The organism is Allobaculum sp. JKK-2023, from assembly GCF_034745455.1.
Taxonomy (GTDB): Bacteria; Bacillota_I; Bacilli_A; order Erysipelotrichales; family Erysipelotrichaceae; genus Allobaculum.
Map to the genome: position 1 here is coordinate 1,235,834 of NZ_JAYERV010000003.1, position 25,914 is coordinate 1,261,747.

Consider the following 25,914-nt stretch of genomic DNA (forward strand, 5'->3'; position numbering starts at 1 on the left):
GAAGAAATCCGGGTTGATTGGCGTTGAGCTGAATCGTTTTTAGTGCTCTTTCCATGAGATCGATGATTTTTCATCCTATGTCATTAAAAATCAATCTTCTATTTTGTTCTGATTTGTTCTGATTTTTTGCTGGTTCATTTCCTGTACCAGCAAAGCAGAGGCAGATTTCAACATACGCATATTTAAGTTGTTAAAGCACAGCGCTTTTCTTATTTGTTGCGTGTTCGCTATCGTCCCCTTTTCAATGTCTTTTCTGGGTGCCAAAGTGGTCAGACTGGCTCTTTTCAAAAAGGCTCGAATATGCTTTTCATTCCCAGTCATTTCATTGCCTCGCACAGCAAACGAAACCGTGAGGATGGAAGGACCTTAACTTTTGTGCCAGATGTGAATCTTTTCTGAAAGATCAAATCATTATCCAGAAGAAAAGAATTGCTGAAGCAAAGAAAAAATAAAACAGTGTTATAGGAAATCAGTCTGAATAAATTGATTATAAAACGATTATAAAAGTGGTTTTTAATGATTTACTGTTCGAATTAAGCAGAAATGAAAGAGAATGCAATCATCCGCCTGCAAGCAAATGATTTTGATGAATAAATTGGATGAACAAAAAGGATGAACAAAAAGGATTCATAAGAAAGCGGGTGTCTTTCTGGCCGAGTTGAAAAGGCAAAGCATCCAGAACAAAAAAGCTTCCCGTATAGGAGATATACAGGAAGCTTCAAGACAATGCCAGCGGGCATTGTCATTTCATCATGATCATCATTGTTCTGCCTAAACGGAATGCAGACAGAACGGTTTGTCTAGAACAAAAGCCTTAGAGGCCGGATGGGTTAGCCAGTGTCTGGTTGTAGTCAACAAGAACTTCGAACCAGCTCTGAGGATGTTTGCAGACTGGGCAGATTTTTGGTGCAGTTTTTGCTTTTGTAACATAGCCGCAGTTGAGGCAAACCCAGTTTACTTCTTCTGGCTGAGCGAACATCAGATCGTTTTTGATCAGGTTCATCAGGTCTGCATATCTGTCTCTGTGGTGTAATTCGATTTCACCAACAAGTTCCATCTTCTTGGAGATTTCCTTGAAGCCTTCATCAGCAGCAGTCTTGGCGAATTCTTTGTACATTTCAGTTGTTTCGTAATCTTCGCCATCCCATGCCATCTGTAAGCATTCCATAGTGGATGGAGTTTCATTATTGTGCAGATATTTGAACCACAGTTTTGCATGCGCTTTTTCGTTCATAGCAGTTTCTGCAAAGACGCTGGCTACATGGCAATAGCCTTCTTTTTTAGCCTGAGATGCGAACCACTGATATTTTGTGTAAGCCTGGGATTCACCCGCAAGAGCGGCCTGCAGGTTCTTCTCGGTCTGAGATCCTTTTAATTCCATAACGTTAGTTACCTCCGTTTACCCTATGAGTATATCACCACTCAAAGATTTCAAACACAGGCAACTGACTGCATCAAACAAAAAATGAAAAGTAATCATCCAAATTCGCAATCTCATCCTTTGAAGGAGATTTCGCCTTTCCACTTCAACGACCGATAAGTTTTATGTGTTCAGATCACCAAAAAGCAAAGAAATAAATCTATTAAGATTATTCCCTGAGTCAATCCGCTCTCTTTTTGCAAATTTTCGACGACTCAATTCGATTTTTAACTGGACGTTTTATTTTTTCCAAGCACATCAAATTATAAAACGCCCTAAAATCAAGGCCTGAGAAGAACCGATTCTTCCATAAAAATCCGGCGTCTTTTGGGTGTGGGCTTGTCACTCTTTTCCAAAGACCAGATCTGCCATCAGCCTGGTCTTTGATGTCGACTCCTTTCTTTCAAAACCATCTGGCCAAATGCAGTCTCTGTCTTTCAGGTTCCCAATCTTGCGCAAAGAAAATGGATACAAAAAAATGCACAGCCAGTATAAGGGCCGTGCATAGTCAGCATGTGGAGTTCAGAGGATTTCGGACGTTACTGGTCACTGGACGCCCAGGATGGGACTTCAATTCCCCGTCGGACGAGAATGGCTTTCTGAAATTCCGTTGCGTTGATGAACTTGAGAATCAGGCGGCATTCTTCTTCGGTACAGCCGATCAGAACTTTGGTAAATACTTCTCTGGACAGAATATCGGCCTGAACAATCAGTGCAGTTGCGCTTAATGAATTCAATGTGCCTTTAAAACAATAGAATGGAGTGCCAGGTGCAGAAATAGTGTCTTTCACACAGCCAAAATCCACTGGATAGATCAGGCCCGGATAATCGACACTGGGCTCTCCTTTCTTACGAATGGTTTCAATCTGACTCGACAGAATCAGCGTATCGAGTTTCTGCCAGAAAAACACGTTATTCTCGAGTTCTTTTTCTTTTCCTTTCATTTCGCCCTCCCTTTTTACATTCATTTACATTAGAGGTTTTTCATTCCGGGATCAAGAGCACTGATGTGGAATGAGTGGTTTTTGACGCGGAATCCATCGTTTCCAATCACTGTTCACATTTTTCACTCTGTTTGCTGCTTTCCAAAGCCAGTTTTTCTTGCAGAATGGACTGGTTGTGTTAATTGGAAGCAGACGGCGAGGTCAGTTTTGCCAGGTCTTCCTGATTGGCTGCAAGATACTCCCAAAGATCAACGGGTCTTGCCTGATTCCAGTCAATGGTGCTGTCTGTGCCCCATGTTGAAACGGTATGGCGGCTTTCATCATAGCCAATCCCACAGTCGACCGGTCTTCCTTCGTCAATTTTGTAAATTGCGGGGGTATACAGGAAATAAGGAAACAGGGTGAGCAGTTTCTGGCCGTCTTCCGTTGAAGAAATCAGCGTCATATCTCCTTCATTTTCGCGGTACAGCTGATAGTCTGTGGTGTTGAGTCGGTAGACGTTGTAGTCGCCCGGATGCTCTTCTCTGGTCTGTTCAATGTACGTATTCATTGCCTGGCAGAAGTTGCAGTTATCCCGTTCGACCAGCAGGGTGAAGGTTTCTTTGTCGTTCATCTTAGTTTCCAGCTCAGCCATATCCAGGTCACGAATTTCTAAAGGTTCCATGGTCTTTTTCTCGCTGCATCCAGCAAGTCCGATGACCATCGCAGCTGCCATCATCAGCGTGGCAAACTTTACGACAATCTTTCTCATTTCTATCACTATCCTTATCTGTTCTTGTTTCTGTTTATCTGTTCTTTTTTCTGTTTTTTCTATTTTTTCATCGTGCGCCGGGCGGCCAGAATCAGCCGCATCAAATTCCAGGTTTCCTGTTCCAGTTTCTGCGGGCCATGACGCAGAGCATAGGCAAAACTCATCGCCCGATCCGCTGTCGAAAACATGGCATCCACACCCTGATCATACAGTCTTTCATAGCCAGGGCCTAATGCACCGCTGATCACAACCATTGGGATCTCGTATTCTCTTGCCCATGCAGCAAGCCGGCTGACCACTTTACCATCAGCCGACTGGCTGTCGGTCTGGCCTTCACCAGTGAAAATAAAATCACATTCCTGCAAAGCGCGTTTCAGATCGCCATCTTCCAGAACTTCCATTCCGGACACCATATGCGCCCGAAACACCCCAATTAACATCCCGCCAAGCCCGCCGGCTGCCCCGGCACCCATAAAATCGTTCATATTGACATGAAACGTCTGGTCAATCTTGGCATTGAGTTTTTCCATGCCGGCTTCCACCATCTCCTGCTGGGCAAGAGTCAGTCCTTTCTGGCGCCCAAAAATCCAGGTGGCCCCCTGAGGACCTAAAAGGGGGTTGTTGACATCACAGGCGGCGATCAGTCTGACGTGGCGCGGGGGATTGAAGTTTCGTTTGTCGATAAAGGCAATTTTACTGAGACTGCGAGTACAGGGTTCGAGCACCTGGCGATATTTATCATAAAACACCGCGCCAAAGGCACTTAAAAAGCCCATCCCGCCGTCATTGCTGCCTGTGCCGCCAAGACCAATAATCAACTGTCTGACTTTTTTGCGGCGCAGCACTTCTTTACAAAGCAGGCCCAGTCCATAGCTGGACGTATCCAGGGGATGGCGCTGGCCATGATTGTATAAAGTCAGGCCGACCACACTGGCGGCTTCAATACAGGCGATTTGTTTTTCCTCACAATACGCCCAGCGCACCCAGATTGGCCGGTGATACAGATCTTCTGTTCTGGTTTCGATGACCTGGGCGTGATAGGCAAACGCAAAGGCATCCACCATCCCCTCTCCGCCATCAGAGATCGGAAAAGAGAAACATTCGATCGATGGATCGGCCCGTTTTATACCGCTTTCGATATGGCGGTTTGCCTCCTGGCTGGTCATACATCCTTTAAAGGAGTCCGAAGCTATCAGTACTTTCATACTCAGTATTGTATAGTACTTTTCAGGCTCGTGCTTGAAGGGATGGGGTTTCAGCGTGTAAGAAAACTTGCAACTGCCTCAAATTTTGGCATTTCTTCCCTCTCTAAAAGAAATTCGAGCATTGAAAGGTGAAAAAATTATGTTCGGATATACCTACCCGGTATAATTATTTTTAGCCTTTTCGCTCCGGATGCGCTAAAATCATTAAATTACTTCAGCAGCAGGATTTTTGCTTCTCAAAGTCCTGCCTCTTTCTAAGGAGATCTTCATGGAATCTGCACATATTCTGATTGGTCTGAGCGGATCAATCGCCGCCTTCAAAATTGCTACGCTGGTCAGCTCACTGACCAAGCAGGGCTATGAAGTCCGGGTTATTGAAACTAAACATGCCGCTTCGTTTATCGGCCCGCTGACCCTGGCTGCCCTGTCTCATAACGAAGTCTATATGGATGAGTTTGATGGAACCAACGAAGCCATGATCCCCCATATTGAATTAAGCCGCTGGGCCGATGTGTTCTTAATTGCACCGGCGGATGCCAATATTCTGGCCAAAGCTGCGCATGGCCTTGGGGATGATTTATTGTCCTCGACCATTCTGGCCGCAACCTGTCCCATGTTAGCGGCTCCGGCCATGAATGTCCACATGTATGAAAATCCCGCTACCCAGGCCAATCTTCAGACGCTGCATGAACGCGGCTGGACCATTATCGATCCTGCCTACGGCATGCTTGCCTGTCAGGAAGCTGGAAGAGGGCGCATGGCTGAACCAGAAGAACTTGAAAAAAACATCAAAGCCATTCTGGAAAACAAAGCGATTGCCGCCAGTGTCGCTCAGGGTGATTCTTCGATCGACCAAAAGCCTCTTGCCGGCAAGCGGGTTGTTGTTTCGGCCGGTCCAACCCAGGAATCTCTCGATCCGGTCCGCTTTCTGTCCAATCATTCCTCCGGAAAACAAGGCTATGCCATTGCCCGTGCAGCCCGTGATTTAGGGGCCCAAGTTACTCTGGTTTCAGGCCCCGTCAGCCTGGAAGCTTTGCAAGGGGTTCGAATGGTTCCTGTTGTCAGTGCATTGGATCTGGAAAAAGCGATGATCGAAGAAGCTAGAGACGCCGACTTTATCATCATGGCCGCTGCCGTAGCGGATTATCGCTTCAAGGATCATCACGAACAGAAGATGAAAAAAACCGGGGACGTTCTCACCCTTGAGCTGGTCAAAAACCCCGATATTCTGGCCGGCCTTGGCCAGAACAAAAAGCCGGGACAGATTCTTTGCGGCTTCGCGATGGAAACCGAAAATCTGGATACCAATGCCCGCGTAAAACTGGAATCCAAAAACTGTGACCTGCTGATTGCCAACAATCTGCGCACCAAAGGCGCCGGCTTTCAGACAGATACCAATGTGGTTTCCCTGTTATTCCCCGACCATACTGAACATTTAGGCCTTCAGTCCAAAGAAGCTTTAGGCCATACAATTTTAAAGACCATGCTTGCTTTGCAAAAAGGAGAAGATCCAGATGTTATTGTGCGTTGATGTAGGAAACTCAAACATTACCATCGGTGTTTTCGATGGCGACGAATTAATCTGTAACTACCGCATGAACACGAAAGTCCGCCGGACTTCTGATGAATATGGCTTTATGCTCGAAAACTTCCTGCATTCTGCCAGCCTGAAAAACTCTGACATTGAAGGCGTGATTGTCAGTTCCGTTGTTCCGAAAGTCATGCATTCCTTTCGCAATGGAATCATCAAATTTTTAGGCATTGAACCTCTTGTGATGGGGCCTGGCGTCAAAACCGGCGTCAGCGTTCAGCTGGAAAACCCGCGTTCGGTTGGCGCAGACCGGATTGCGGATGTTGTCGGTGCTGTTGAAGAATATGGATACCCTTTACTGATCGTCGATTTTGGAACCGCAACGACTTTTGACTATGTCGATGAAAACGGTGTCTTCAAAGCGGGCGCCATCGGCGTTGGCATTGAAACAGGGGCCAATGCTCTGTGGGGTCAGACAGCCCAGCTGCCGGAAATCGAAATCAAAAAGCCGCGTTCAGTCATGGGCAAAAATACCCAGACAGCCATGCAGGCTGGTATTTTCTATCAGTTTTTAGGCGGATTCGAAAAGACTGTGGATGCATTTCGCAAGGAAGCCGGCGTTGATTTCAAAGTCATTGCAACCGGCGGCCTGGGCCGGGTGATCTGCCAGCATACCGATAAAATCGACGTGTATGATCCCCAGTTAATTTTTAAAGGCCTGAAAACTGTTTATGAGCGCACCATGGAATACGAAGCCAGCCGTATGGCCAAGTACCTTGAAAAAGTCGAGAAGTCTTCCCCAGAGTCTCTAGGCTGATCATACCTTTGATCCAGATCTATAAGGCATCCAAAGCCAAAGCCCTCCTGTCCTCTTTTATACTGAGGGCAGGAGGGCTTTTTTATGGAAACGACAAATCTTACCGAAGAACAGAAATATAACAAGATGGTTCAGCTGTACAACGAATGCCGCGATTACTTTCTGCGCCGCTATATGAAACTGTCTTACAACGCCATGGACCGAAAAATCCGGGTTTTGCAGGCACGAGTGGATGGCAAGACTCCTCCTGAAATTGGTCCGGACTGGGATGCTGTTCAGGAAGAAGACTGATTTTAAAAACTGCTCCATCTTCATGGAGCTTTCTTCTTCTCTGGATGCTCTTACATCCTTCTTTCTGATGCTTTCAGTTTTGGTGCGTTCATTTTCGATTTGAATGATCGACTTTTGACCGATTTGCTGCCCACTCAAAGCCTCCAACGGCGTTTTGCATCGTTATGGTTTTTATTTCAAAAGCTGTGAATTCACTTCAAAACAGCTCCTGTTTTCTATTTGTTTTGAAAAAGATTGTAGATTCATCAAAAAATTGAGATATTAAAACACACATACCGCAGGATTTACCGCATTGTCGCGGCATCAAATCCCGCAGGAGGAAAAAGATATGATCAGGAATCCAAATCAAGACCAGGAAATCACGTCCATGCCAGGGCTGGAAGAAGAAAACCTGGAAATTGCAGACATCCAGAAAATTGCTGCCTCTCAGAGTCCCGCACAAATTGCCATGCGCCGGGCTCAGATTGAGAAGATGGAAGCACTGATGACTCAGTTAGAGAAAGACTATGATGCCTTTAAAGTGATGGAAGAAAAAATCCAACAGGCAGCGCAGGACTTAACGACCTTGAAAAGCTGGTATTTCAGTCCTGAATGGCTGCTCGATTACGCTTTAGATGAGGCTGGCGCCTATGAGGGCGTCGATCGCGGTGTTTTAAGTGAAGATGGTCTGTACAATCTGTTTCTGGACTATTCCCAACTTGGAGCTGATCTGGCCAGGGCCAGTGTAAAACTGACCGAATCCGAAGACGAAGACGAAGTTCTTGAAGCCAAAGTGTAACCCTGCAGCCAAATTCAAAACAATCCATGGAAAAAACAGGCGGTCCATCTTTCGGTTCTTACGCAAAGTGTGTGGTAGAACCTCTTTCTGGACAGCCTGTTTCCATATTCTGAAATTTCTTCCCTTGGCAAATTCTTGCTCTAAGCGTTTTCTGCTCAAAGCACCTGCTCAGCCAGCGAGCAGCACACTGGATGGAGGCAGCTGGCCTGAAAGATCTTCGGGAAAATTCATAAAGCCAGTGTCGATCTCTGTCTCATGGCGGCAAGCCGCACATGGTGCGCCTGTTCCCGCATCGGAAGGTCTTGGCGGGCGTTGGGCTGGGTGCCAGAAGCACCAATAGAGAGTCCGGGAAAATCCAGGGCGTTTTTTAGGATTCTTCTTTGTATAAGGGGCGTTTATCCTGGCCAATGGCGGGTCATCCAGAAACTGGAGACTGCTCATTTCCTGGATAAGCTGCTCTATTTTTGTATGGATCATGATTCTCTTCTTTCTTCTCATTATTTTCAAGTTAGATTTCAATCTATATAAGTCTGAATTTCCATTTCAAGCTTGAATAAAAATGGAACTATTCATCCCTGTCCAGATAAGTGGGACGCCGCCTTTGCGATTTTTTCTTCTTCTCCCAGGCCAGATACAGTCCGCCTGCGGCCAGCACCCCGCCTGATGCAGCCCCAATACTCAACCATAAGCCGGCCTGGGTTAAAGTGGCGGTAGCTGGTTTGGTGGGTGAATAAGTTGGAGGCGTTGTCTGGATGACTGGGGTGTTGTTTCCAGGTCCTGGTGTTGTCACCGGCTGATCTGGGGCTGGTGTTGGCGTATCTCCATTCGTCTCGGGCACAGGGACAGTCAGCGGTGTATTCTCATAGGGAATCGTCACCAGATTGTCGACAGGCTCTTTTTTCTGGTCATCGACATACATGCTGCCATCCAGATCCATCGTCACCTTCACCAGTCTTTCAGAAAGCTGATAGCCAACAGGCGCCGTGATTTCCTTGACGTATATCGTCTGACCAAGATTCGGGCGGAAGACAACGGTTCCCGTTGTTGTATCCGCACTTTTGGCCGCAATCATCCCACTCTTTTTGGCATCATTGTAAGCCGCAAAGACAAACTTGGCGTTGCAGATCGGCTGGTTGTCTGGATCAATTTTCTGAATCTGCAAATCTGGAATCGGATTGGGTTTGACGCGGATCGTAATCCGGTTTTCTTCCTTTTGTTCTTGGGCATTCCAGATCGGCAGAATCCCGAGAAAATCGCCTATCAGTTCGTATTGGGCAGGATTGCTGACAACGAAAAGATATAGACCGTAAGGCAGTTCCTTGAAATAGGCACTTCCATCGCTGTCCACGCTCGCATTGGCCTGGGGCGTGGTTTTGTGTTCTTTTAAAAAACCAATTGCTTCTTTCATCGGTTCAGACTGATCAAGCTGACTGCTTTTGAGGCTGCATTCCTGATAAGGGTCCAGAAAGACAAACTCGCTTTCCACCAGATCGGCAACCCGGTAGGCTTCAAATTCAACCCCCTGGCTTGGCCGTCCGGAAGCAGCGGGTTCCAGCCGGATTTCAATGGTGCCTGTCTGCTGGTTAAACTGCTCAGGATCAAGTTCCTGGGCAGCCAGAATGGAAATCGTTCCACTCAGACAAAGAACACCCGCAATCAGGATCAGAATCAGTGATTTCCATTGTTTCATTTCAGTTCCTTTCTTCTTGAGGATCGCCAGGAAATAAACAAGACCAAAGCAACCAGAACCGCCATCATCCAGGGCCATGTCCGGAAGATTTGCTCGCGCAAAGAAGGCCTGGTTGAAACGGGTTCACTGATCTTTTGTTCGACCTGCTCATTCCACTCCACCCGATGCCCGGTTACAAGCAGCCGATGGTCATTGATCCCATATGGCGTACAGGTCACCAAAGTCACAAGGTCCTGGCCTTCGACAATCGCCAGTTTTTCGACTTCTTCGGGCAGAATGACGTCAATGCTCTCCACTTCATAGGCCATCGTCTGACGGGGATTTTCGATCTGGAACAGATCACCCTTTTCCATCTCATCAAGCCGGGTAAAGAGTTCACTGGACATCAGACCGCGATGGGCGGAAAGCACACACCGACTGTTCGAAGAGCCAATCGGCAAAGAAGAGGAAGGCAGATGCCCCGCCCCTTTGGAAAGGGCTTCCTCTTCAACGCCATGGTAAATCGGCAGCGTGACATCAATCCGGGGAATATGAAGGATTCCCATCACTCCATGATCCAGAACGCAGAGCTGCTGATCATAGGGCAAAACTTCATCATTGATTGCCTGTTCAAAGGCCTGCTCACCCGTATTGGCAAGCTCCAGGATGCCGATCTGGTTTTCTGGCAAATGGCCGGCGAGCAGTTCATTCCAGCGCTCGGCCTGATTCCATAAAGCATTGAGCTGAGACTGGTCAATCTGTTTTGTCTGCTCGTGATAGCTTTGGATCTGGTCAGCGGCCACGTGGCTGGAAAAACAGGACCAGATCGTCGGCGCCAGGCACAACCCCAGTCCTCCAGCCAACATGATCGTCTGGATGGTCCGTTTGATTCCTGTCATGCTCGGGTTCCTTTAGTTCTTTTTCTTCTTTTGCAGGCCGATCCCGCCAAGGACCAGCACACTTCCCGTCGCCAGTGAGATCCAGGCCGTATTTGATCCCGTTAATGGCAGCTCTTTACCGGTGCGGTTGATCACCGGAAATTGCACAGCCCCCTCATCTAAGTCGACTTCCACCTCCGGTGTTGCCTCGTGACTCTGGCCATCATAGCTTTCGTTGTAGCTGACCGTTGCCGCAAGCTCTCTGGGCACCGCTTCCGTATCTCCCTGGCCGGCCTCGTATTCATTACGGTTTTCTGGATAAGTTGCCGTAATGGTCAGCGTCAGCGGAGTCAGTGGCGCATGGTAGCCATCCGGCGCCTGTGTTTCTTTAAGATAGTAGGTTCCGTGGTCCAGACCGATGATCTGAATTTTTCCGGTGCCATCCGTAACAATGTCAATACCACCACTATTCTGATCAGCCTGAACGATATATGTATTCTCAGATTCGCTTTGCTTGAGCTGAATTTCCTTTGTGCACTCCGCATCGCGATAAAGACGGAAATGGGCATTGGCCAATGGCTGAGTCAGCTCACTGCCAGCTGCCGGTTCGGCATATTTGGTTGCATCGACTTTAAAGGTAAAGGCAACAACCGTATCCCATGGCGTCGTTCCAGTATCGCCTTCACCATCACTGTCCGGGTTGTTGGAATACTCCAGACAAACATGGTTTTCAAAACCTGGCTTGCCCGGATCGGCAGCAGCGGCCGTTGTCAGCTTGGCATTGTAAATGATTTCGACCTTCTGGCCATAGGTATGATCCTGCACACCTCCTTCTGCGGCCCCATAAATTTTACGATCGATAATCCCTTTGATATCGTCAATCTTGATTTTAAAGCTGTCCTCACCGGTAAGATCTTCCGGATCTGTATAAACTTTATAGTCATCTGATGTGAGAGTGTAATCCTTTGTTTGTCCGGCGTCGTCCTGGCCAGTGAGTTTGATGGAAATACTGTCAGGCTGGAAAGCGAGTGCCGGATCCATCTTGTCATGGAAAATCAGCTTGTAGGTCTTGTAACCGCTGATGTTGGGGATGGTTGTCAGATAGCGATAAGGAACCGTCTGGCCGATTTCAAAATCACCAATATCATTCCAGCCGATCTTATCGTCGTCTTCCTGGATCTTCTTTTCCACAGTTGGATAAACACCTTTGACATCGATCGTTTCGTCTCCATCTACCGTCAGCACCATGCAGAGTGATTTTCCATAACCCTTCGCTGTCTTATCAGAAGGGCCGGTCACTTCATCAATCAGGTAATATCCCTTATTCAGGCCGGTAATCTGCTCTGATTCTCCTCCATGACCGGTGTACTCTTTGACAGGAGTAATGCCTGCACTGACAAATTCTTTGCGCAGAATTTCACTGAATCCTCGAAATGAGCCGGACTGAGAGGTTGTATCTCCTGCCTTTTCACCTTCCTGAAGATCGCTGATATACTTCAGAGCCTCAGCTATTGTAATTTTTCCGGCTTCCTCGGCAATTTTTGTGTCATCTTCTACTGATGAATATCGAGATTTATATATAGCCTTTTGGATTGCAAGCTGGGTGGAAGCATTATCCGTAAACGTATAGTTAATGGCTCCCCCTGTACCCGTAGTGACATCAAAGATCGAATAGACATTGAACTTTCTTCCTTTCAAAGAACCAGAGGATGCAGGATTGAGGGTGATTGTACAAGTCGTGTCTGCCGGCTGCTCATTCAGCAGAACTGGTGAAGGGTTTGCCTGAATGCTTTGAATCGTGGTCAGCGGCACAACCAGTGAAGCGGCCAGAAAGGCCAGTGCATAGTGCGGACGGATAAGATTTCTTTTCATAACCATATTTCCTTTTCTTAATTTCTCTTTATGTTTCTTCGTATTTTGAGCTCTGAAAGCTGTCTGGCAGCTTTCAGGTATTTCTTTTTGGTAATGAATTCTTTGAATGTTTCTTTCGGCTGCCAGAAAGCAAGCTGCCGGCAATGATCAGACTTCCCAAGACCATCGCAGCAAGTCGTTGCCAGGAGCCAGTTTTAGGGAGGGTAACCTTTTTCTTGTTGGCAAATTTTGCATGTAAAACCGGTGAAGGAAGACTTCCCTTTTTCCAGAAGACGTAGGTCTGCGTCCCCATTGATTCAGGTTCCTGCTCATCGGTCACCGTATCTGGTGTTGTAAATGAGTAGTTTCCGTCCCATTCGAAGGCTTTGATCATGCAGACCAGTTTCCTTCCCGTGGTGGTGAGCATTGGCAGATAGCCAGCTGGCGGACTGATTTCGCTCAGATAGTAAGTTTTCCCTGCTTTGAGCGGTCCAAAATCGAGTCTGCCCTGCTCATCTGTTGTTCCTTCGTCAATCTTTTGGGAACACTTAAGATCTTCGAACAGTCCAAAAACCGCCCCAGCCAGCGGCTGATTCTGGTCATCGACCTTATGAACCTGGAGGGTGTACCCGCCTGTATCGTTCAACACCGTCATCTCGAGGGTATTTTCGTCAAATTCAACCTGGTCATCCGTTTGTGTGCAGCGGACCGTGGAGCCATTGACCTGGATGCTGATGGAACGCGTATAAGCCGTATAGCCCGCCGGCGCTCGGCTTTCCTTGAGCGTCCAGGTTCCATTTTCATCGAGAATGATCTTGCAGCCCTGCTCGCCTACTGTAATCGTGGTTCGTTTTCCGGATGGACTTTGAAGGGTAAACTGGGCCCCGCTTAAAGGTGTGCGGGATCCCATGGATTTTTTGTGAAGGACCAGACTGGCAATCGGCGCATTGGAAACCTGAACCGGATTGAGCGTCATGAAGATTTCATTTGTGCTTCCTTTAGGATCCAGAGCGATAATGTGCAGCGTATCGTCCATTCGGTAGCCTGTCGGCGCTTCGATTTCCTGAATCGTCAAGACGCCAATCGGAAGAATCTGGCCTGGAACCGAAATTTTGCCCTGCTCATCCGTGCGGTAGGTTGCGCTGACAACCGGTTTTGCTTTGGCTACTTCAGCGGCATTGGCCTTAGAGGGATCCAGGTTATAAAACTTCACCTCAAACACCGCGCCAGCTAACGGCTGACGAGTTCGTTGGTCCGTTTTTACCACCAGCAGCTCCGCCTTACAGCCCTGCGCCTTATCCCGGACGACAATCCGGTTTGGCGCCGCTGTAGAAGAACCTGCCGTGACAATCACCTCGTAATAATTGGGATCGAGCGCATAGCCTTTGGGGGCCTGCTTTTCTTTGACCCAATACGTTCCCGGTTTAAGTTCGACAACCTGCGAGCAGCCATCAGACCCTATGGTCAGAGTGCCAAGAGATTTGCCAGGGCTGGATTTGGACCCTTCCCCATATTCGTAAACAGCACCCGTCAGTGAATAGTTTGTCGGCGCCGCATTAGCCAGGCCGCCCGTTGATGGATCGACCGATTTGATCAGCTGGAAAGCCCCTTTGTCTTCTTCTCCTAAAAAGCCAAAAGCCAGCGGCTGCCGGTTGACCATATTGCCCTGATAGTTTCTTCCGGTTCCCGCAAAATGCGCGATGTAAACCTTATAGCGGGCGGGTGGGTCTGGCTGGCTTTGGACTTCATTCCAACGCGCTTTCATCCCCCCATTCCAGATGGCGTTGTTAAAGACCGTCTCGGAAATGGAGGTGTTCGCGTAAGCGTGAGAGACCATCTCGTTGGTAAAGACAATCTGCTGGCTGACCGAATACCCGCCAAAGATATTTCCCGGGCCGCCATAGCCGTAATACAGGGCTTTTCGCACATCGGACTTGGTGCATGGTTCAACAGAGATTGACTTTTCACCGGCAGCCGGTTCGGAAAGCGGGGCATTGGCACAAAACGCCTTGCAGCCATTGTCTAACGTCCACAGATGGTTGCTCATGGTGTAGCCGCCAAAGGCCGGGACTTGTGAATAGAGTCGGGCATCGGTAATCGTGACCGAACCATCCACACCACCTGTATTTGGCGCCATGGCTCTGGCCTGCGCTTTCATGCGGACTTGCGGGGCCGAAACTTTCACATCGGCTGAATTGAAGACCTGCAAATAGCCAGGAACAGTTTCTATCTGTTCGAAGAATTCGGCCGGCAGAAATCCAGCATCATCCAGCCAGTTTTCGACTTCACACTTGTGGGCGAAGGCTTTTCGGAAATTTCGGTATTCCCTTTCATTTCCCTGCCGGTAGTTGGAATAAACCGTCAAATAATCCAGATGCCATTCGTGATAAAACAGTTCCACGTCCAGCTGCTCCAGCTTTGCCCAATGGATATCCTGAACGTCACTGGCGTCCAGAGAAGACGAAAGGGTGCTCGAAGTCTGCTGGCTGTCTTTCCCGTTTTCGATGGTTTCCTTTTCGATGGTTTCGTTTTTTGCCGCTTCCTCTTCAGTCGTTTCCTGCGGCAAACTGATCGGCTCAGAAAAGTCAGAAGCCGGATTCTGTTTTTGCAAAGAAGCCCTGGATTCGCTTTCTTCCAAAACAGAAACGCTGGAAGATTGTTCGCCGCTCAGCTCTTGTCCATCGAGTCCATTTGCCGGATTCCTGTTGAATCCAAGGCCGGCGGAAAGCTGGCCGGCGACCTTTTCCAGCCAGTCCAGAACTCCTGTCGAAGAAGACTCTGAATCAGAGAAATCCCTAAAATCCGAACGATTCTCTGAAGACTCCCTGTGGAAAACAGAGGAATCATTTTCTGACTCAGAGCGCCTGTTGACTTCAACTTTGGATTGCTCTGATTCCTCCTGATTCTGGCCAGACTGAGAAAATCGGATGTAAATCGGGGTATTGGCGCTGATCGTCTCGGTCAGCCTGAAACTGTTCTGGCCGATCGCTTCCTGGATTTGCCGCCCATCGATTTGGAACTGTTCAATCTGTTCCTCTTCATCGGCTTTGGCGCTCAGCGTAACGGAGCTTTGATCAGACAACGGGATGAGCAGCTTCTGGTTTTTGCAGCTCCAGTGGTGCTCGTCCTGCTCGACATCCGCCTGACCAGCTCCCCTGACTTCAATCGAAAGCGTGGGCGGATCGCTGTTGGCCATCTGCCAGACACCCCCAAGCAGACTGCCAAGAGAAAGGGCAGCGCTCAGAGTAAGTTGGATAAACGCTTGAAGCATAGAATTTCCTTTCTACTCGTTTACTCGCGAGATCTGTTTGGACAATTGTCGGGTTCTTCAAAACCCACCTGCACTCTACCCCGACATCCGATCGAACGTAAACCCTTTCAATCCGGATTTTTTATGTGTTAATTTCGATAAAGAATCGTAAATTCCCTATTCCATCTAATTTTCGTTCATTTTTTCTTCAGGTTTATGATTGACTCGCACCTGACTTGCAAGCCTCTTCTTCTTAAAGTCTGGATGTTGCTCGCCAAGGCAAAGAAAAACAGCCCCGAAAGAGACTGCACGTTTCAAATGCATGATCAAAGAAAAAATTCGGCCAGACTCCTTTGTGTGAACAAATCAAGAATGGTTTTGGGCAAAGTTCTGATCCTTTCATCACAGACAAAAAGCGCAAAGTCTTCCTCAAGCGGCTTTTCTTTTTTGCCAAAAAGAAAAGCCTTCGCCTCGGATTGCTTTGCGCTTTGGGCCGGTAAAGCTGAATCTGCCTGATGGCCATGAGAAGACAGATTCTTGATTATGAATTGGTTTTGCCTTTTTTCAGGCCTTTCTTGTTGATGAAGGCCTTCAGGCTGGCATACGTGCCTGGCAGCTGGTCGGGCGGTAAGGTCTTTCGATACTCATCATGAATCGCACGGATGGTTGCTCCTTCCACTTGGTACTTGTGGGTAATCTCTGCTTCATAGGGATCCCACCGGCTGAACTGGATTCTCTTTTTACGCTGCGGGACTTTTCCCCCATTGTCGTAGTACTTTTTAATGGTTCGATAATCCATGCCGTAGTGTCTGGCTAATTCCGCAAAATTCGGCCGCATCTGCATATCATGCAAAACCTTCAAATCGGATTCCAATGCTTTTTTCTTCTTTGCGTCCATAGAGGTACCTCTCTATTTCCATTGTGGGCCAAATCAGGCAAATTGCCCATCATTGATTTTCACTTTTTTTTGCATTTTTATGATTTCGACTGGCTCCTCTTCTAAAATCTCCGCCAGCCGGGCGATTCGCTTTTTGATTGTGAATGGACTGAACATCTTGATGCCAAAAAGGCAGAAGTAAGAAACGCAAAAAACTCCGAGACTGTCTTTTTGGACAGTTCGGAGTTTTTTACAAAAATCGAATTTCTCGAAGACAAAAATTCAGGCCAAAAGAAATCCGGCGGGCTGCAGCGTTTAAAAACTGGCCACTCTCTTTTCAATGCGGGTCATCAGATCTTCCAGCACTGGAACCGGAATGTTGAACTCTCTTGCTTTCGGGACAATGGTGCCTGAAAACAGTTCGAGTTCCACCGGGCGATGATACATCACATCCTGGGCCATGCTTGGCATCGAGTCTGGATCGAGAGTGGAAAGTCTGGCCGCCCAGTTTTCCATCCTCTCTTTGCCAGGATCAGTACCCAGGCCAGCCAGAACCCGGCGGGCTTCTTCCATCGCCTGCCTGAAGATCTGATTCAGTTTCGGATCAGCAGCAACCTGCCCATAAGTGGCCTGGTACGCCGCACAGACCTGATTGATGCCGCAGTTGAACATCAGCTTGCTGTACTGGTCCAGCAAAATCGTTTGGGAGCGAGTATAGGGCAGATGGCAGCGATCAAACAGTTCCTGCACCTGATCTGCTTTTTCTTCCAGTTCAGGCGCAATCACCCCGAAAACCAGTTCCCCGCGCGTGGAAAACTGCAGCGTCTGCTCGTGCGGGTCATAGCGAGAGTCCATATTCTGAGCGATGGTATGAATCACTGGATTGTTGGGGAAAGTCTTCATCAGCTTTTCTTCACTGCTGATTCCATTGATAGCGCTCATTAAAATTGTCTGCTCATTCATGAAGGGTCTGGCCTGTTCCATGGCTTCATCCAGAGAATAAGCCTTGCACGCAAAAAGAATCAGATCCGCCACAAATGGCTTGGAAGAATCACTGGCAAGGATTGGATATTGCGTAACTGTCCCATTGACCTGAACCGGTTTTGAAGCATACCGTCTGGCCCTTGCAGGATCACAAAGAAATGCGAACTGTCCTTGAGGAAGCGTTTTGGCGAACAGATCGCCCATGGTCATCCCCACCGCACCCCGGCCGCAGACCAGAACAGTGGCTAAAGATTGATTTGAAGTACTCATCCTGTTTTCTCCTGAATTTTTTCTCTTCTTTTCGATTTATCTCTTCGGTTCGGTGTTACCTGAATCCGAAAATCAGGCCTTTATCTGCTGCTCTCTGGCTTTTTTCTTTGCCTTGAGTTCGGCCTGATAGGCATCCAGTCTGTCTTTTTTACAGAACGACACAAACGGGCATTCTTCACATTTTGGCTTGCGCGCCGTGCAGAAATACCGGCCAAAGAAAATCAGATCATGATGCCCCTGATTCCAGCGCTCCCGCGAGATTTTGCGGCGCAGTTTGGTTTCAACCTTAAGCGGATCGTCATCCACTTTGGCCAGCCCCAGCCGTTTGGCAATCCGTTCGACATGGGTATCCACCGCAAAGGAGGGCACATCAAATGCAACCGAGCGGACGACGTTGGCCGTCTTGCGGCCAACTCCGGGCAGTGATTGCAGCTCTTTAAATGTCGATGGCACTTCCCCATGAAACTGATCCTCCAGTGTCTGGGATAATGCCACGATATTTTTGGCTTTTGAGCGATACAGGCCAATGGTCTGTATGGTCTTTTCCACTGCATGCACATCCGCCTGCCGAAGACTCTGGGCATCCGGCCAGCGTGCAAACAAGGCTGGCGTGACTTTATTGACGGAAGCATCAGTAGTCTGGGCCGAGAGCACCACGGCCACTAACAGCTGGAATGGGGTGTCATGGAGCAGCTCGCACTTTGCATCCGGAAACAGAATTTCAATCTGATCAAGAATTTCATCACCAGTCATCAGCGTTTCCCACTTTCAATATCGGCTGCATCCAGACCTCTGGATTTCCACGCTGCTAACAGGGACTCCACGTAGTTGAGCGAGCGCTTGTTATACGCTGAGGCTTCATCCAGGGCATGCAGAATCATGTCTTCATCAAATTCATTGGAAAGATTTAAAATCCGTTCCATCTCCGATCCGGAAAGTGGTCTGCCAAACTCGGTGGAAAACTCCCGCAACAAAGACTGCGAAACCGGATCATTTAAATTTGCTGCTGGCAGATCCAGCAGTCCTTCCAGATTAAAAAAAAGCTGCTTATTGCGCGAATCGGTGCGCCCGTAGCCTGCCGTAATCAAAAAATCATAAACGTCATCCACCACCTCTTCATCCAGGCCTGTTTTTTCACAGATGATGTCCGGTGTAAATGGCAGATGGGTATCATTTAAAAAGGCCAGAACGGCCACGACCAGTTTCTGGTTCGGATCCAGATCGAACCGCTCCAGATTTCCCATGACCCAGCTTAACTGGCTGAACCATGGCTGATTCCAGTCACTATGATCCACCATATCCTGTTCCCCTTTCATAAACCCAGTCCAGGGTGTCATAATCCAGCATCAGAATCTCGTTTTCAGATTCCAGCTGGTAGACCGGACCGGAATAGCCATAGGCAAGAAAAACGGTATCGGCCTCCATGTTATAGGTGTCCAATGCTTTCTGTCTGGCTGCGTTATAGTTCAGGCTCGAAAGTTCTCTGGTTGTGATGACGGAGCCTGTGACGTCAAACCAGTATAAAGTGTCTTCGGTATATCCCTGCCAGGTAACAAAATCGAATTCGGTCTCACGAAGTGACTGGATCTCGGGTACCTGTTCGGTAATGGCGGCTTTGACTTTTTCAATGGATTCTTCATGAATGCGTGCCGGGCCGCTGATAAACAATGCCCACAGGGTCATGATGATCCCGACAAGCAAGCACACAAGGCCTGCTGTCAATGGCCAGCCATAGGTTTTTCGGGCTGGCTTTATCGAATGCGAAGCCCTGCTTTTAGAAGAGCGGGCTTTGGTTTTTGTTTGGTTTCGGGTTGTCTTTTTTTTACCGACTGCTTTGGGCGTTGAGAGGGCCTGGCCGGTTTTTGACTCTGTCTTTTTACTCATGCAAGTATTATACGATTCTGATTCCAAATTCAAAAAAGCCCTTGAAAAAAGTCGCTCATGTCCGAAGCCATGAACGACAATGATCATTCTGTAAGATTTTTCTATCTGACAAAGAGCGTCCAATCTGACGGATTTTAACAGAAAACTGTCTTCTGTTCTGACTGGCCGCTCATCTTCAATTAAAGGGAGCAGAAGGTTTCAAGCAGGCTGGCGGCTTTTTGGGACGAAGCAATGCTGAAGGTGGAGAATTCAACCGGATTGTCTTCGTGCACGACAACATCACTGAGCGTGCGCAAAATCACGAAAGGCAGACCAAATGCATCAGCCACCTGGGCTACAGCCCCGCCTTCCATTTCCGAGCAGGCTGCCTGCGGGAAATTTTTCATCAGTCTGGCATAGTCATCAGGGTGGGCCATGAACAGATCCTGGGTAGCCACCGCTCCGACTCGATAGGGAATGCCATGCTTTTGGGCGGCTTGTTCGGCCCGGTCGATCAGGCCGGCATCGGCCTTGAAAACTTGGCCAATTCCTTCTGGTCCATCGATAAAGGAGGTATCAAAATCAGCCTGGATGGCTTCATTGGAAATCACCAGGTCGCCAACTTCCTGCTCATCGCACAGTCCCCCTGCAACCCCGATGGAAATCAGGCATTCTGGCTGATAAAGCTGGCACATCAATGTCGCTGCAATGGCGGCATGGACTTTTCCAACGCCGGAAAGCGCAATCACCAAGTTTTTATTGCCAAGCGTGCCTGTACGAAATTCAACATCTGCAACTTTGCAAATCGAGATAGTTTCCATGCGCGCGCTAATCGCATCGATTTCCTGCGGCATGGCTGCAATCAATCCAATCATAGTGTTCCCCTTTTGCTTCTTGTTCATCGCCTTATGTTCTTCGTCATGTGTTCTTTGCTCATTTCTGTTTCTGCTTCCAAAACGTCAATCGTGAATGCTTTTCCAGTTTTTTTGGCCTTCTGGATTGCGCGATTGATTTCCTGTTATTTTCTGCGGCAGGCAAAGAAATATTTTTCACACTCGGCCAAAGGCGCCTGGCCAAAATCGCCGCGCAGATCCAGCACTTCAAAACCGGCTTCCTGCAACCAGTCTTTGAGATCTTCCGGATCATACACACGCTGCATATGGTGTTCTTCAATCGTGCGGCCATCGGGAAGATAGAAGGCAAAGTCCTGGTAAATCAGTTCATCATCCGCACTGATTACCCACTGCACCTGGGTGCCGTCGTCAAATTCTCCGGCTTCTTCATAGTCCTGGGCAAACTCATCGAGCCTGTCCAGGCCATGGCTGTCAAACAAAAACAGTCCGCCTGGTTCGAGATGGCTGGCCACTTCTTTGAAGAAATCGCGCATTTCCTGATCTTCCACCAGATAGTTAATCGAATCGCAGAAGCAGCCAATCGCATCAAACTGCCCCAGGGAACTTAAATCTCGCATGTCCTGCCAAAGGAAGGTGACCTTTTTATCTGGATCCTTGGCGGCTGCTCTTTCAAGCATCGCCTGGGACAGGTCCAGGGCAGTCATTTCGTGGGTTGCTGTTAACATTTCGGTGATCTCCCCGCTGCCGCAGGCCAGTTCAAGAAAACGGCGGCCGGGATGGAAGGATTCAATCCAGTCGACCCACTGCCGGCTGGCTTCTTCATCTTTGACCAGCGCATCATAATAGTGACCCAAGGTTTCGTATTGTGCCATAATCCCTTGTCAGTCCTAATCTTCGTACCGGGTAACCGGGCATTCTTCATACAGACGATCAAGCGAATACAGGTCGCGTTCATTGCCGACAAACAGATGAATCACGACATCTTTTAAGTCGACCAGAATCCAGCGGGACTCACTGCTGCCTTCCATCCGGAAGGTTCCCGTCCAGCCGGCTTCAAATAAACGGTCTTTGATATTCTGCGCAATCGCGTAGTTTTGTTTGGCGTTGTCGCTGGAAGCAACAATCATCGTATCCATAAATGGGGTCAGCGAAGTGGTGTCGTAGACCTGAATGTCATGACCTTTGCGTTCGCTGATTGCTTTACAAACAATTTCAGAGGGTTCCATGTTTCTGTTTCTCCTTTTCAAGGAAGGCTTTGTTTTCCGCTTTCACCAGTAAAAAGCCATTGTACAGATCATGCAGGCAGGCATGATACAAAGCCGAAGAATCATACCCGCGCAACGGATCGACTTTATCGGCGATAAAAACCATCATCGCATACGGATCATAACTGGTTCCTTTGACATGGTTGCCGATCGCATTGGCAATCATTGGATCATGAATGCCAAAGACACGGTCAATGACCTGACTGCCCACATAGCCATGCCAGATGGCGTGGTGCTCATTGATGGCTTCGGGAAAGCAGGCCCGGATCCATTTTTCCATCTCGGCTTTGGGCATGTCTTTGGCGACATCATGAAACAGACCAGCCAGATACGCTTTGTGCTCATCATAGCCATGGGCTTTGGCAAGTTCCCGGCAGACTCTGGCGACACTGTTGGAGTGGGCAAAACGGGCCGGGTTCATCTGCGGTTTGATCCACCAGGTCAGGTACAGTTCTTCATCGAGAATGTACTGCCGGATATAGTCCGGCATCAGATTGAGGCGTTTGCCATTGCGAATCTGGGAGGAGGAGACATCCACCGGTTCCATGGGCAAAGGAATAAATCCTTTGGGGATCCCGATTTTTTCCAGCACCTCTCCGCGCTCAGCCACCGCAAAGTGCGCCAGCGTTTTGAGCGTCTGTGAGTCTTTCCATTGCTCAAACTGAGCTGCCTGATCGGCGCCCAGCAGCCAATAAAATTCATAGTCCGGATACTGGTCATGCAGGGTTTTTAGCGTATCGATGGTGTAGCTGACGCCATGGCGTTTGAGTTCAACATCACAGATACGAAACTGCGGATGATGCTGGCAGACCAGTCTGAGCATGGCCAGCCGTTTTGAGCCCTGGGTCAGGATTCGGCTTTTTAATGGCGACTGACTGGCAGGAATCAGCCATACCTCGTCTACGCCAAGCTTTTCTAAAGCCGCATCGGCCATTGCGATATGGCCATTGTGCACAGGATCAAATGATCCTCCAAGCAGGGCGACTTTTTTGGTCATTTGGAAATACCCAGCTTATTGTTCTTGCTCTGACGATAGAGCACGAAGGTGCGGCCGATCGTCTGAATGACTTCACTGCCGGTTTCGCTGGCACATTCAATGGCTGCCTCGCGGACAGTCAGCGTGCTGGTTTTCTGTAAAGTGACTTTCACCAGTTCATGGGCTTCCAGTTCGGCATCGAGGCCTTCAAAGAAGGTTTCGGATAGGTTGCCTTTTCCAATCTGGATCATGGAAGGAAGATCCACCGCTAAGGATCTTAATTTCTTTTTATTCTGAGCACTGAGCATTAAATCATCGCCTTTCGAAATGTTACCTGAATGCCCTTATGGGCTTTAACTGTAATTTCCTGGATATCTCCCGAGACACAGAACCATCCCAGCCCCTGAATGACAACATCCATTTTTTCTTTGCCTTTCAGGCGGGGCGCATGCCAGGTTTTCATCGTATCCAGATTTTCATCGAGAGCTGGAGAGAGCATCTTGCCAAGATGTTCCGTCCATAACCGGTCGGCATCGGCCAGTTTGCCGCGATGAATCGGCAAAGATAACGAGAAGTAGCCGACAATGCTGGCCTTTCCATTGCATACGACATCTACGCGCGCAAGACCGCCTGCGGCAAAGGACTGATCTTCATAGATCTGGCAGATATAGGGTTTAAGCGGCTTGGTTGGAATGACTTCCTTCAATTCCAGAGATGGCAGCCACGACAGCACGGATTTGTCATTTTCCAGGCCCGGAGTGTCGTAAAGCTTACGGCCATGCCAGTCGCGTTCAATGACATCCAGGGTAGTGCCCGGGTTGCGCGAAATGGTCAGCTCCTTAGAGCCAAGCAGTTTGTTGACCAGGGTTGATTTGCCGGAGTTGGCCATGCCCATAAAGATGACATCTTTATTTTTGGCATACCGGTCAGCAGCGTCTTCGATTTCATGAATGACAGCCTCACTCTTGCCGCCGTCTTTGGTCATATAGCCGGCAATAATGATGTCTTTGACATGAATATCATCTTCTTTTAAACGGCGTTCAAGATACGCCTTGATTTTGGCATCGGTCAGGGTCGGAGGCAGAATATCCCGTTTGGTCAAAACCAGGATAATCTCTTTACCCGGCAGTTTATGGTTGAGCCGGCTGACCAGATTGCTTTCGAGGTTGAACAGATCGACTGTCCAGAAGACAGTTCCATCGAGTTCGTTGATTTTATCTAAAGTCTGGCTGGTCGCAATGCCCTGCTGCATATTGATCGTCACATCCCCATAGTGGCGCAGACGATAACAGCGCTGGCAGTATTGCGAATCCAGCGATGGGACATAGCCAAGCGCGTCGGGGTTTTCATTTTGCAGTTTCACCCCGCAGCCTTTACAGAATTCTGACATGGTTTTCCTCCCGTTTCAGTTTGTTGCTTTTTTCAAGCGATGTATAAACCATCTCTTCCAGCTTGCGCATCAGTTTGGTATCTCTTCTTTCTTCTTTGGAAAGGGGCGAAGACAGAATGGTATAACAGCCGCTGAGATTTCCGCCGAGCATATCCGTAAACAGCTGATCGCCAAGGACGGCCACCTGGCTTGGCTTCAGATGCTTTTTGCGCATCATCCACCAGAAAGAAAACGGCAGCGGCTTGCAGGCAAAGGTATGCATTTCGACGTTGGGGTGACCATGCATGACTTTGAGGGCGTGCGCCTGGAAGTTATTGGTAAACAGAACCGGCTGGATGCCCGCCTTGCGAACTTCATCCAGAAATCTGGCCGCCTGTGGCGAACAGCCCTGATCCCCGATGATCGAGAGCGTATTGTCCACATCGCAAAGCAGCAGATGGATGCCTCTGGCCTTGAGCAAGGCCAGATCCAGATCGCGAAACGAGTCCACCGCCTGTCTGGGTAAAAACAGATTCATTTCCTTATTCTAGCGGGGAATTTGAGGGCTTGTCAAAATTGTCCATCAGCGCCATGGCACACTTCATGCCATCCAGCGCGCTGGTCATGATGCCGCCCGAATAACCCGCTCCTTCTCCGCATGGATAGAAGCCATATACATTGGCCAGCAGGCTTTCTTTATTTCGCAAGATCCGCACGGAAGAGGAGCTGCGCGTTTCCACCCCGGTTAAAACCGAACCCTTCAAAAAGCCGGGAACCTTCTTTTCGAAAGCGATTAAAGCCTCTTTTAAAGAAGAAGCAATCGGCTCAGGAAGCAAGGTGCTGAAATCAGTAAAGACAGTGCCTAATGGATACGTTGGTCTGACGTCCTCAAAGTGGTCACTGACTTTCCCCTCGACAAAATCACTGGCCAGCTGGACGGGAGCTTTGTAGGAATGGGAGACATCATAGGCAGCATGTTCAAGCTTTTCCTGGTAGACCAGACCATCAAAGACTCCATTTCCGGTATCTTCAGGGCCAACCTGGACCAGCAGGGCGGCATTGGCATTTTCGCCGGCCCGGTCGGAATACGACATGCCATTGACCACAACCGTTTCAGGTTCACTGGAAGCCGCAATCACATAGCCGCCCGGACACATGCAGAAGCTGTACACGCCCTTGCCCGTCGCAACGGTATCCGTCAGCTGGTAGCGGGCCGGAAGCAGGGCCGGATCAGAGGCTCTGTCTTTGAGCATGGCCTGGTTGATAAAGTCCTGCTTATGTTCAATGCGAACGCCAATCGCAAAGGGTTTGCCTTCAATAACAAGGCCATGCCGGGCAAACATGCGGATCGTATCCGATGCAGAATGGCCGACGGCCGCAATCAGAGCCTGGGCCGGAATCCAGCCTTTGTCCTTGATATGAATCGCTTTGAGCCTATCGTTTTCAATTTCCAGATCGTCAAGCTGGCTGTCAAAGCAGAACTTTCCGCCTAAGCGTTCAATTTCATCGCGCAGGCCTTTGATAATTTTGACAAAGCCATCGGTTCCGACGTGCGGATGCTGCTCATACAGAATTTCGGGACTGGCTCCAAAGCGAACCAGTTCATCAAAGACTTTGCGGCTCTTGAGATCTTTGGAGCGGGTGGTCAGTTTGCCATCGGAAAACGCCCCTGCCCCGCCCATCCCAAACTGGACGTTGCTTTCCGGCTTCAGCTGCTGGCCTTTCCAGAAGGCCTGAACATCTTGGGTGCGCTGGTCGATTTGGGGACCGCGTTCAATGACCAGCGGCTTGTAGCCATATTGGGCCAGCAGCAAAGCCGCAAACATCCCCGCCGGCCCAAACCCGGCGACAACCGGGCGGTTTTGAAGGGGGCTGGTTCCTTTTGGGGTAAAGGTAAAAGTTTCATCAGGTGCCTTGCTGACATCTTTTTTGCGCAGGTATTTCTTTTCATTGCGAACTTCGGCATCGATGATAAAGGAAAAAAGGACCTTTTGTCCTCTGGCATCCAACGATTTCCGGTGGACTTTCCAGCTTAAAAGATCCTGTCTGGGCATATTTAATTTTTTTAACA

Annotated in this window: 27 protein-coding genes; 4 read left to right on the plus strand and 23 right to left on the minus strand. The window is 48.7% G+C overall.

What is annotated here, in order from left to right:
- Positions 1-90: 90 nt before the first annotated feature.
- The 5 genes from U4956_RS05050 to U4956_RS05070 form a co-directional block, all read right to left on the minus strand.
- Positions 91-321 carry a hypothetical protein gene (locus U4956_RS05050; protein ID WP_323089449.1) on the minus strand — a complete coding sequence of 77 codons (231 nt, stop codon included), beginning with the start codon at positions 319-321 and terminating at the stop codon, positions 91-93.
- 493 nt (positions 322-814) lie between these two features.
- Entirely contained in the window at positions 815-1,381 is a 567-nt protein-coding gene (gene rbr / locus U4956_RS05055; protein WP_323089451.1) for a rubrerythrin, read from the minus strand.
- A 578-nt stretch (positions 1,382-1,959) separates the two neighbouring features.
- Entirely contained in the window at positions 1,960-2,364 is a 405-nt protein-coding gene (locus tag U4956_RS05060) for an Inorganic pyrophosphatase (protein ID WP_323089452.1), read from the minus strand.
- A gap of 178 nt (positions 2,365-2,542) precedes the next feature.
- A complete protein-coding gene (locus tag U4956_RS05065; RefSeq protein ID WP_323089453.1) occupies positions 2,543-3,115 on the minus strand; it encodes a hypothetical protein in 573 nt (190 codons plus the stop codon).
- 59 nt (positions 3,116-3,174) lie between these two features.
- Positions 3,175-4,320, minus strand: a complete 1,146-nt coding sequence (locus tag U4956_RS05070) for a glycerate kinase (RefSeq protein ID WP_323089455.1) — start codon at positions 4,318-4,320, stop codon at positions 3,175-3,177.
- Positions 4,321-4,588: 268 nt separating this feature from the next.
- Here U4956_RS05070 and coaBC point away from each other — a divergent pair, with 268 nt between their 5' ends.
- From coaBC to U4956_RS05090, 4 genes are all read left to right on the plus strand, one after another.
- Positions 4,589-5,851, plus strand: a complete 1,263-nt coding sequence (gene coaBC, locus U4956_RS05075) for a bifunctional phosphopantothenoylcysteine decarboxylase/phosphopantothenate--cysteine ligase CoaBC (protein ID WP_323089457.1) — start codon at positions 4,589-4,591, stop codon at positions 5,849-5,851.
- Positions 5,835-6,668: a type III pantothenate kinase gene (locus U4956_RS05080; RefSeq protein ID WP_323089458.1), complete on the plus strand. Its 834-nt coding sequence runs from the start codon at positions 5,835-5,837 to the stop codon at positions 6,666-6,668. The genes coaBC and U4956_RS05080 overlap by 17 nt, the downstream gene beginning before the upstream one ends.
- Positions 6,669-6,752: 84 nt before the next feature.
- Positions 6,753-6,959 carry a hypothetical protein gene (locus U4956_RS05085; RefSeq protein ID WP_323089459.1) on the plus strand — a complete coding sequence of 69 codons (207 nt, stop codon included), beginning with the start codon at positions 6,753-6,755 and terminating at the stop codon, positions 6,957-6,959.
- A 328-nt stretch (positions 6,960-7,287) separates the two neighbouring features.
- On the plus strand, positions 7,288-7,737 hold the full coding sequence (locus U4956_RS05090; protein WP_323089460.1) for a DUF4298 domain-containing protein: 450 nt from the start codon (positions 7,288-7,290) through the stop codon (positions 7,735-7,737).
- Between the two features lie 168 nt (positions 7,738-7,905).
- On the opposite strand, the gene U4956_RS05095 is transcribed toward U4956_RS05090, so the two are convergent.
- From U4956_RS05095 to U4956_RS05180, 18 genes are all read right to left on the minus strand, one after another.
- Positions 7,906-8,214, minus strand: a complete 309-nt coding sequence (locus tag U4956_RS05095; protein WP_323089461.1) for a hypothetical protein — start codon at positions 8,212-8,214, stop codon at positions 7,906-7,908.
- An 88-nt stretch (positions 8,215-8,302) separates the two neighbouring features.
- Positions 8,303-9,427, minus strand: coding sequence for an MSCRAMM family protein (locus U4956_RS05100; RefSeq protein WP_323089462.1), 1,125 nt, complete (start codon positions 9,425-9,427; stop codon positions 8,303-8,305).
- On the minus strand, positions 9,424-10,305 hold the full coding sequence (locus tag U4956_RS05105; RefSeq protein WP_323089463.1) for a class C sortase: 882 nt from the start codon (positions 10,303-10,305) through the stop codon (positions 9,424-9,426). The genes U4956_RS05100 and U4956_RS05105 overlap by 4 nt, the downstream gene beginning before the upstream one ends.
- A 12-nt stretch (positions 10,306-10,317) precedes the next feature.
- Complete coding sequence (locus U4956_RS05110) at positions 10,318-12,156, minus strand: isopeptide-forming domain-containing fimbrial protein (RefSeq protein ID WP_323089464.1); 1,839 nt, start codon at positions 12,154-12,156, stop codon at positions 10,318-10,320.
- A gap of 73 nt (positions 12,157-12,229) precedes the next feature.
- A complete protein-coding gene (locus tag U4956_RS05115) occupies positions 12,230-15,406 on the minus strand; it encodes a SpaA isopeptide-forming pilin-related protein (protein ID WP_323089466.1) in 3,177 nt (1,058 codons plus the stop codon).
- Between the two features lie 520 nt (positions 15,407-15,926).
- Complete coding sequence (locus tag U4956_RS05120) at positions 15,927-16,283, minus strand: hypothetical protein (protein WP_323089467.1); 357 nt, start codon at positions 16,281-16,283, stop codon at positions 15,927-15,929.
- 294 nt (positions 16,284-16,577) lie between these two features.
- On the minus strand, positions 16,578-17,516 hold the full coding sequence (locus U4956_RS05125) for a 2-dehydropantoate 2-reductase (protein ID WP_323089468.1): 939 nt from the start codon (positions 17,514-17,516) through the stop codon (positions 16,578-16,580).
- A 72-nt stretch (positions 17,517-17,588) separates the two neighbouring features.
- Positions 17,589-18,269 (minus strand): endonuclease III, encoded by a 681-nt coding sequence (nth, locus tag U4956_RS05130; RefSeq protein ID WP_323089469.1) that lies wholly within the window; start codon positions 18,267-18,269, stop codon positions 17,589-17,591.
- Positions 18,269-18,814, minus strand: coding sequence for a DnaD domain protein (locus U4956_RS05135; RefSeq protein ID WP_323089471.1), 546 nt, complete (start codon positions 18,812-18,814; stop codon positions 18,269-18,271). The genes nth and U4956_RS05135 overlap by 1 nt, the downstream gene beginning before the upstream one ends.
- Entirely contained in the window at positions 18,801-19,400 is a 600-nt protein-coding gene (locus U4956_RS05140; protein WP_323089472.1) for a hypothetical protein, read from the minus strand. The genes U4956_RS05135 and U4956_RS05140 overlap by 14 nt, the downstream gene beginning before the upstream one ends.
- A gap of 179 nt (positions 19,401-19,579) precedes the next feature.
- A complete protein-coding gene (locus tag U4956_RS05145; RefSeq protein ID WP_323089473.1) occupies positions 19,580-20,254 on the minus strand; it encodes a 5'-methylthioadenosine/adenosylhomocysteine nucleosidase in 675 nt (224 codons plus the stop codon).
- A gap of 143 nt (positions 20,255-20,397) precedes the next feature.
- Positions 20,398-21,105 (minus strand): class I SAM-dependent DNA methyltransferase, encoded by a 708-nt coding sequence (locus tag U4956_RS05150; protein ID WP_323089475.1) that lies wholly within the window; start codon positions 21,103-21,105, stop codon positions 20,398-20,400.
- 15 nt (positions 21,106-21,120) lie between these two features.
- Positions 21,121-21,459 (minus strand): ribosome silencing factor, encoded by a 339-nt coding sequence (gene rsfS, locus U4956_RS05155; RefSeq protein ID WP_323089476.1) that lies wholly within the window; start codon positions 21,457-21,459, stop codon positions 21,121-21,123.
- Positions 21,446-22,495, minus strand: a complete 1,050-nt coding sequence (nadD, locus tag U4956_RS05160; RefSeq protein WP_323089477.1) for a nicotinate (nicotinamide) nucleotide adenylyltransferase — start codon at positions 22,493-22,495, stop codon at positions 21,446-21,448. The genes rsfS and nadD overlap by 14 nt, the downstream gene beginning before the upstream one ends.
- Positions 22,492-22,782: a YhbY family RNA-binding protein gene (locus tag U4956_RS05165; protein WP_323089478.1), complete on the minus strand. Its 291-nt coding sequence runs from the start codon at positions 22,780-22,782 to the stop codon at positions 22,492-22,494. Before U4956_RS05165 ends, nadD begins: the two co-directional genes overlap by 4 nt.
- Positions 22,782-23,864, minus strand: coding sequence for a GTPase (locus U4956_RS05170; protein ID WP_323089479.1), 1,083 nt, complete (start codon positions 23,862-23,864; stop codon positions 22,782-22,784). Before U4956_RS05170 ends, U4956_RS05165 begins: the two co-directional genes overlap by 1 nt.
- Positions 23,848-24,381: a YqeG family HAD IIIA-type phosphatase gene (locus U4956_RS05175; protein ID WP_323089480.1), complete on the minus strand. Its 534-nt coding sequence runs from the start codon at positions 24,379-24,381 to the stop codon at positions 23,848-23,850. Before U4956_RS05175 ends, U4956_RS05170 begins: the two co-directional genes overlap by 17 nt.
- A gap of 4 nt (positions 24,382-24,385) precedes the next feature.
- On the minus strand, positions 24,386-25,897 hold the full coding sequence (locus tag U4956_RS05180) for an NAD(P)/FAD-dependent oxidoreductase (protein ID WP_323089482.1): 1,512 nt from the start codon (positions 25,895-25,897) through the stop codon (positions 24,386-24,388).
- Positions 25,898-25,914 lie beyond the last annotated feature (17 nt).

Coding starts and splice junctions, on each gene's coding strand:
- U4956_RS05050 (WP_323089449.1), bottom strand. CDS start 321: ATGACTGGGAATGAAAAGCATATTCGAGCCTTTTTGAAAAGAGCCAGT.
- rbr (WP_323089451.1), bottom strand. CDS start 1,381: ATGGAATTAAAAGGATCTCAGACCGAGAAGAACCTGCAGGCCGCTCTT.
- U4956_RS05060 (WP_323089452.1), bottom strand. CDS start 2,364: ATGAAAGGAAAAGAAAAAGAACTCGAGAATAACGTGTTTTTCTGGCAG.
- U4956_RS05065 (WP_323089453.1), bottom strand. CDS start 3,115: ATGAGAAAGATTGTCGTAAAGTTTGCCACGCTGATGATGGCAGCTGCG.
- U4956_RS05070 (WP_323089455.1), bottom strand. CDS start 4,320: ATGAAAGTACTGATAGCTTCGGACTCCTTTAAAGGATGTATGACCAGC.
- coaBC (WP_323089457.1), top strand. CDS start 4,589: ATGGAATCTGCACATATTCTGATTGGTCTGAGCGGATCAATCGCCGCC.
- U4956_RS05080 (WP_323089458.1), top strand. CDS start 5,835: ATGTTATTGTGCGTTGATGTAGGAAACTCAAACATTACCATCGGTGTT.
- U4956_RS05085 (WP_323089459.1), top strand. CDS start 6,753: ATGGAAACGACAAATCTTACCGAAGAACAGAAATATAACAAGATGGTT.
- U4956_RS05090 (WP_323089460.1), top strand. CDS start 7,288: ATGATCAGGAATCCAAATCAAGACCAGGAAATCACGTCCATGCCAGGG.
- U4956_RS05095 (WP_323089461.1), bottom strand. CDS start 8,214: ATGATCCATACAAAAATAGAGCAGCTTATCCAGGAAATGAGCAGTCTC.
- U4956_RS05100 (WP_323089462.1), bottom strand. CDS start 9,427: ATGAAACAATGGAAATCACTGATTCTGATCCTGATTGCGGGTGTTCTT.
- U4956_RS05105 (WP_323089463.1), bottom strand. CDS start 10,305: ATGACAGGAATCAAACGGACCATCCAGACGATCATGTTGGCTGGAGGA.
- U4956_RS05110 (WP_323089464.1), bottom strand. CDS start 12,156: ATGAAAAGAAATCTTATCCGTCCGCACTATGCACTGGCCTTTCTGGCC.
- U4956_RS05115 (WP_323089466.1), bottom strand. CDS start 15,406: ATGCTTCAAGCGTTTATCCAACTTACTCTGAGCGCTGCCCTTTCTCTT.
- U4956_RS05120 (WP_323089467.1), bottom strand. CDS start 16,283: ATGGACGCAAAGAAGAAAAAAGCATTGGAATCCGATTTGAAGGTTTTG.
- U4956_RS05125 (WP_323089468.1), bottom strand. CDS start 17,516: ATGAGTACTTCAAATCAATCTTTAGCCACTGTTCTGGTCTGCGGCCGG.
- nth (WP_323089469.1), bottom strand. CDS start 18,269: ATGACTGGTGATGAAATTCTTGATCAGATTGAAATTCTGTTTCCGGAT.
- U4956_RS05135 (WP_323089471.1), bottom strand. CDS start 18,814: ATGGTGGATCATAGTGACTGGAATCAGCCATGGTTCAGCCAGTTAAGC.
- U4956_RS05140 (WP_323089472.1), bottom strand. CDS start 19,400: ATGAGTAAAAAGACAGAGTCAAAAACCGGCCAGGCCCTCTCAACGCCC.
- U4956_RS05145 (WP_323089473.1), bottom strand. CDS start 20,254: ATGATTGGATTGATTGCAGCCATGCCGCAGGAAATCGATGCGATTAGC.
- U4956_RS05150 (WP_323089475.1), bottom strand. CDS start 21,105: ATGGCACAATACGAAACCTTGGGTCACTATTATGATGCGCTGGTCAAA.
- rsfS (WP_323089476.1), bottom strand. CDS start 21,459: ATGGAACCCTCTGAAATTGTTTGTAAAGCAATCAGCGAACGCAAAGGT.
- nadD (WP_323089477.1), bottom strand. CDS start 22,495: ATGACCAAAAAAGTCGCCCTGCTTGGAGGATCATTTGATCCTGTGCAC.
- U4956_RS05165 (WP_323089478.1), bottom strand. CDS start 22,782: ATGCTCAGTGCTCAGAATAAAAAGAAATTAAGATCCTTAGCGGTGGAT.
- U4956_RS05170 (WP_323089479.1), bottom strand. CDS start 23,864: ATGTCAGAATTCTGTAAAGGCTGCGGGGTGAAACTGCAAAATGAAAAC.
- U4956_RS05175 (WP_323089480.1), bottom strand. CDS start 24,381: ATGAATCTGTTTTTACCCAGACAGGCGGTGGACTCGTTTCGCGATCTG.
- U4956_RS05180 (WP_323089482.1), bottom strand. CDS start 25,897: ATGCCCAGACAGGATCTTTTAAGCTGGAAAGTCCACCGGAAATCGTTG.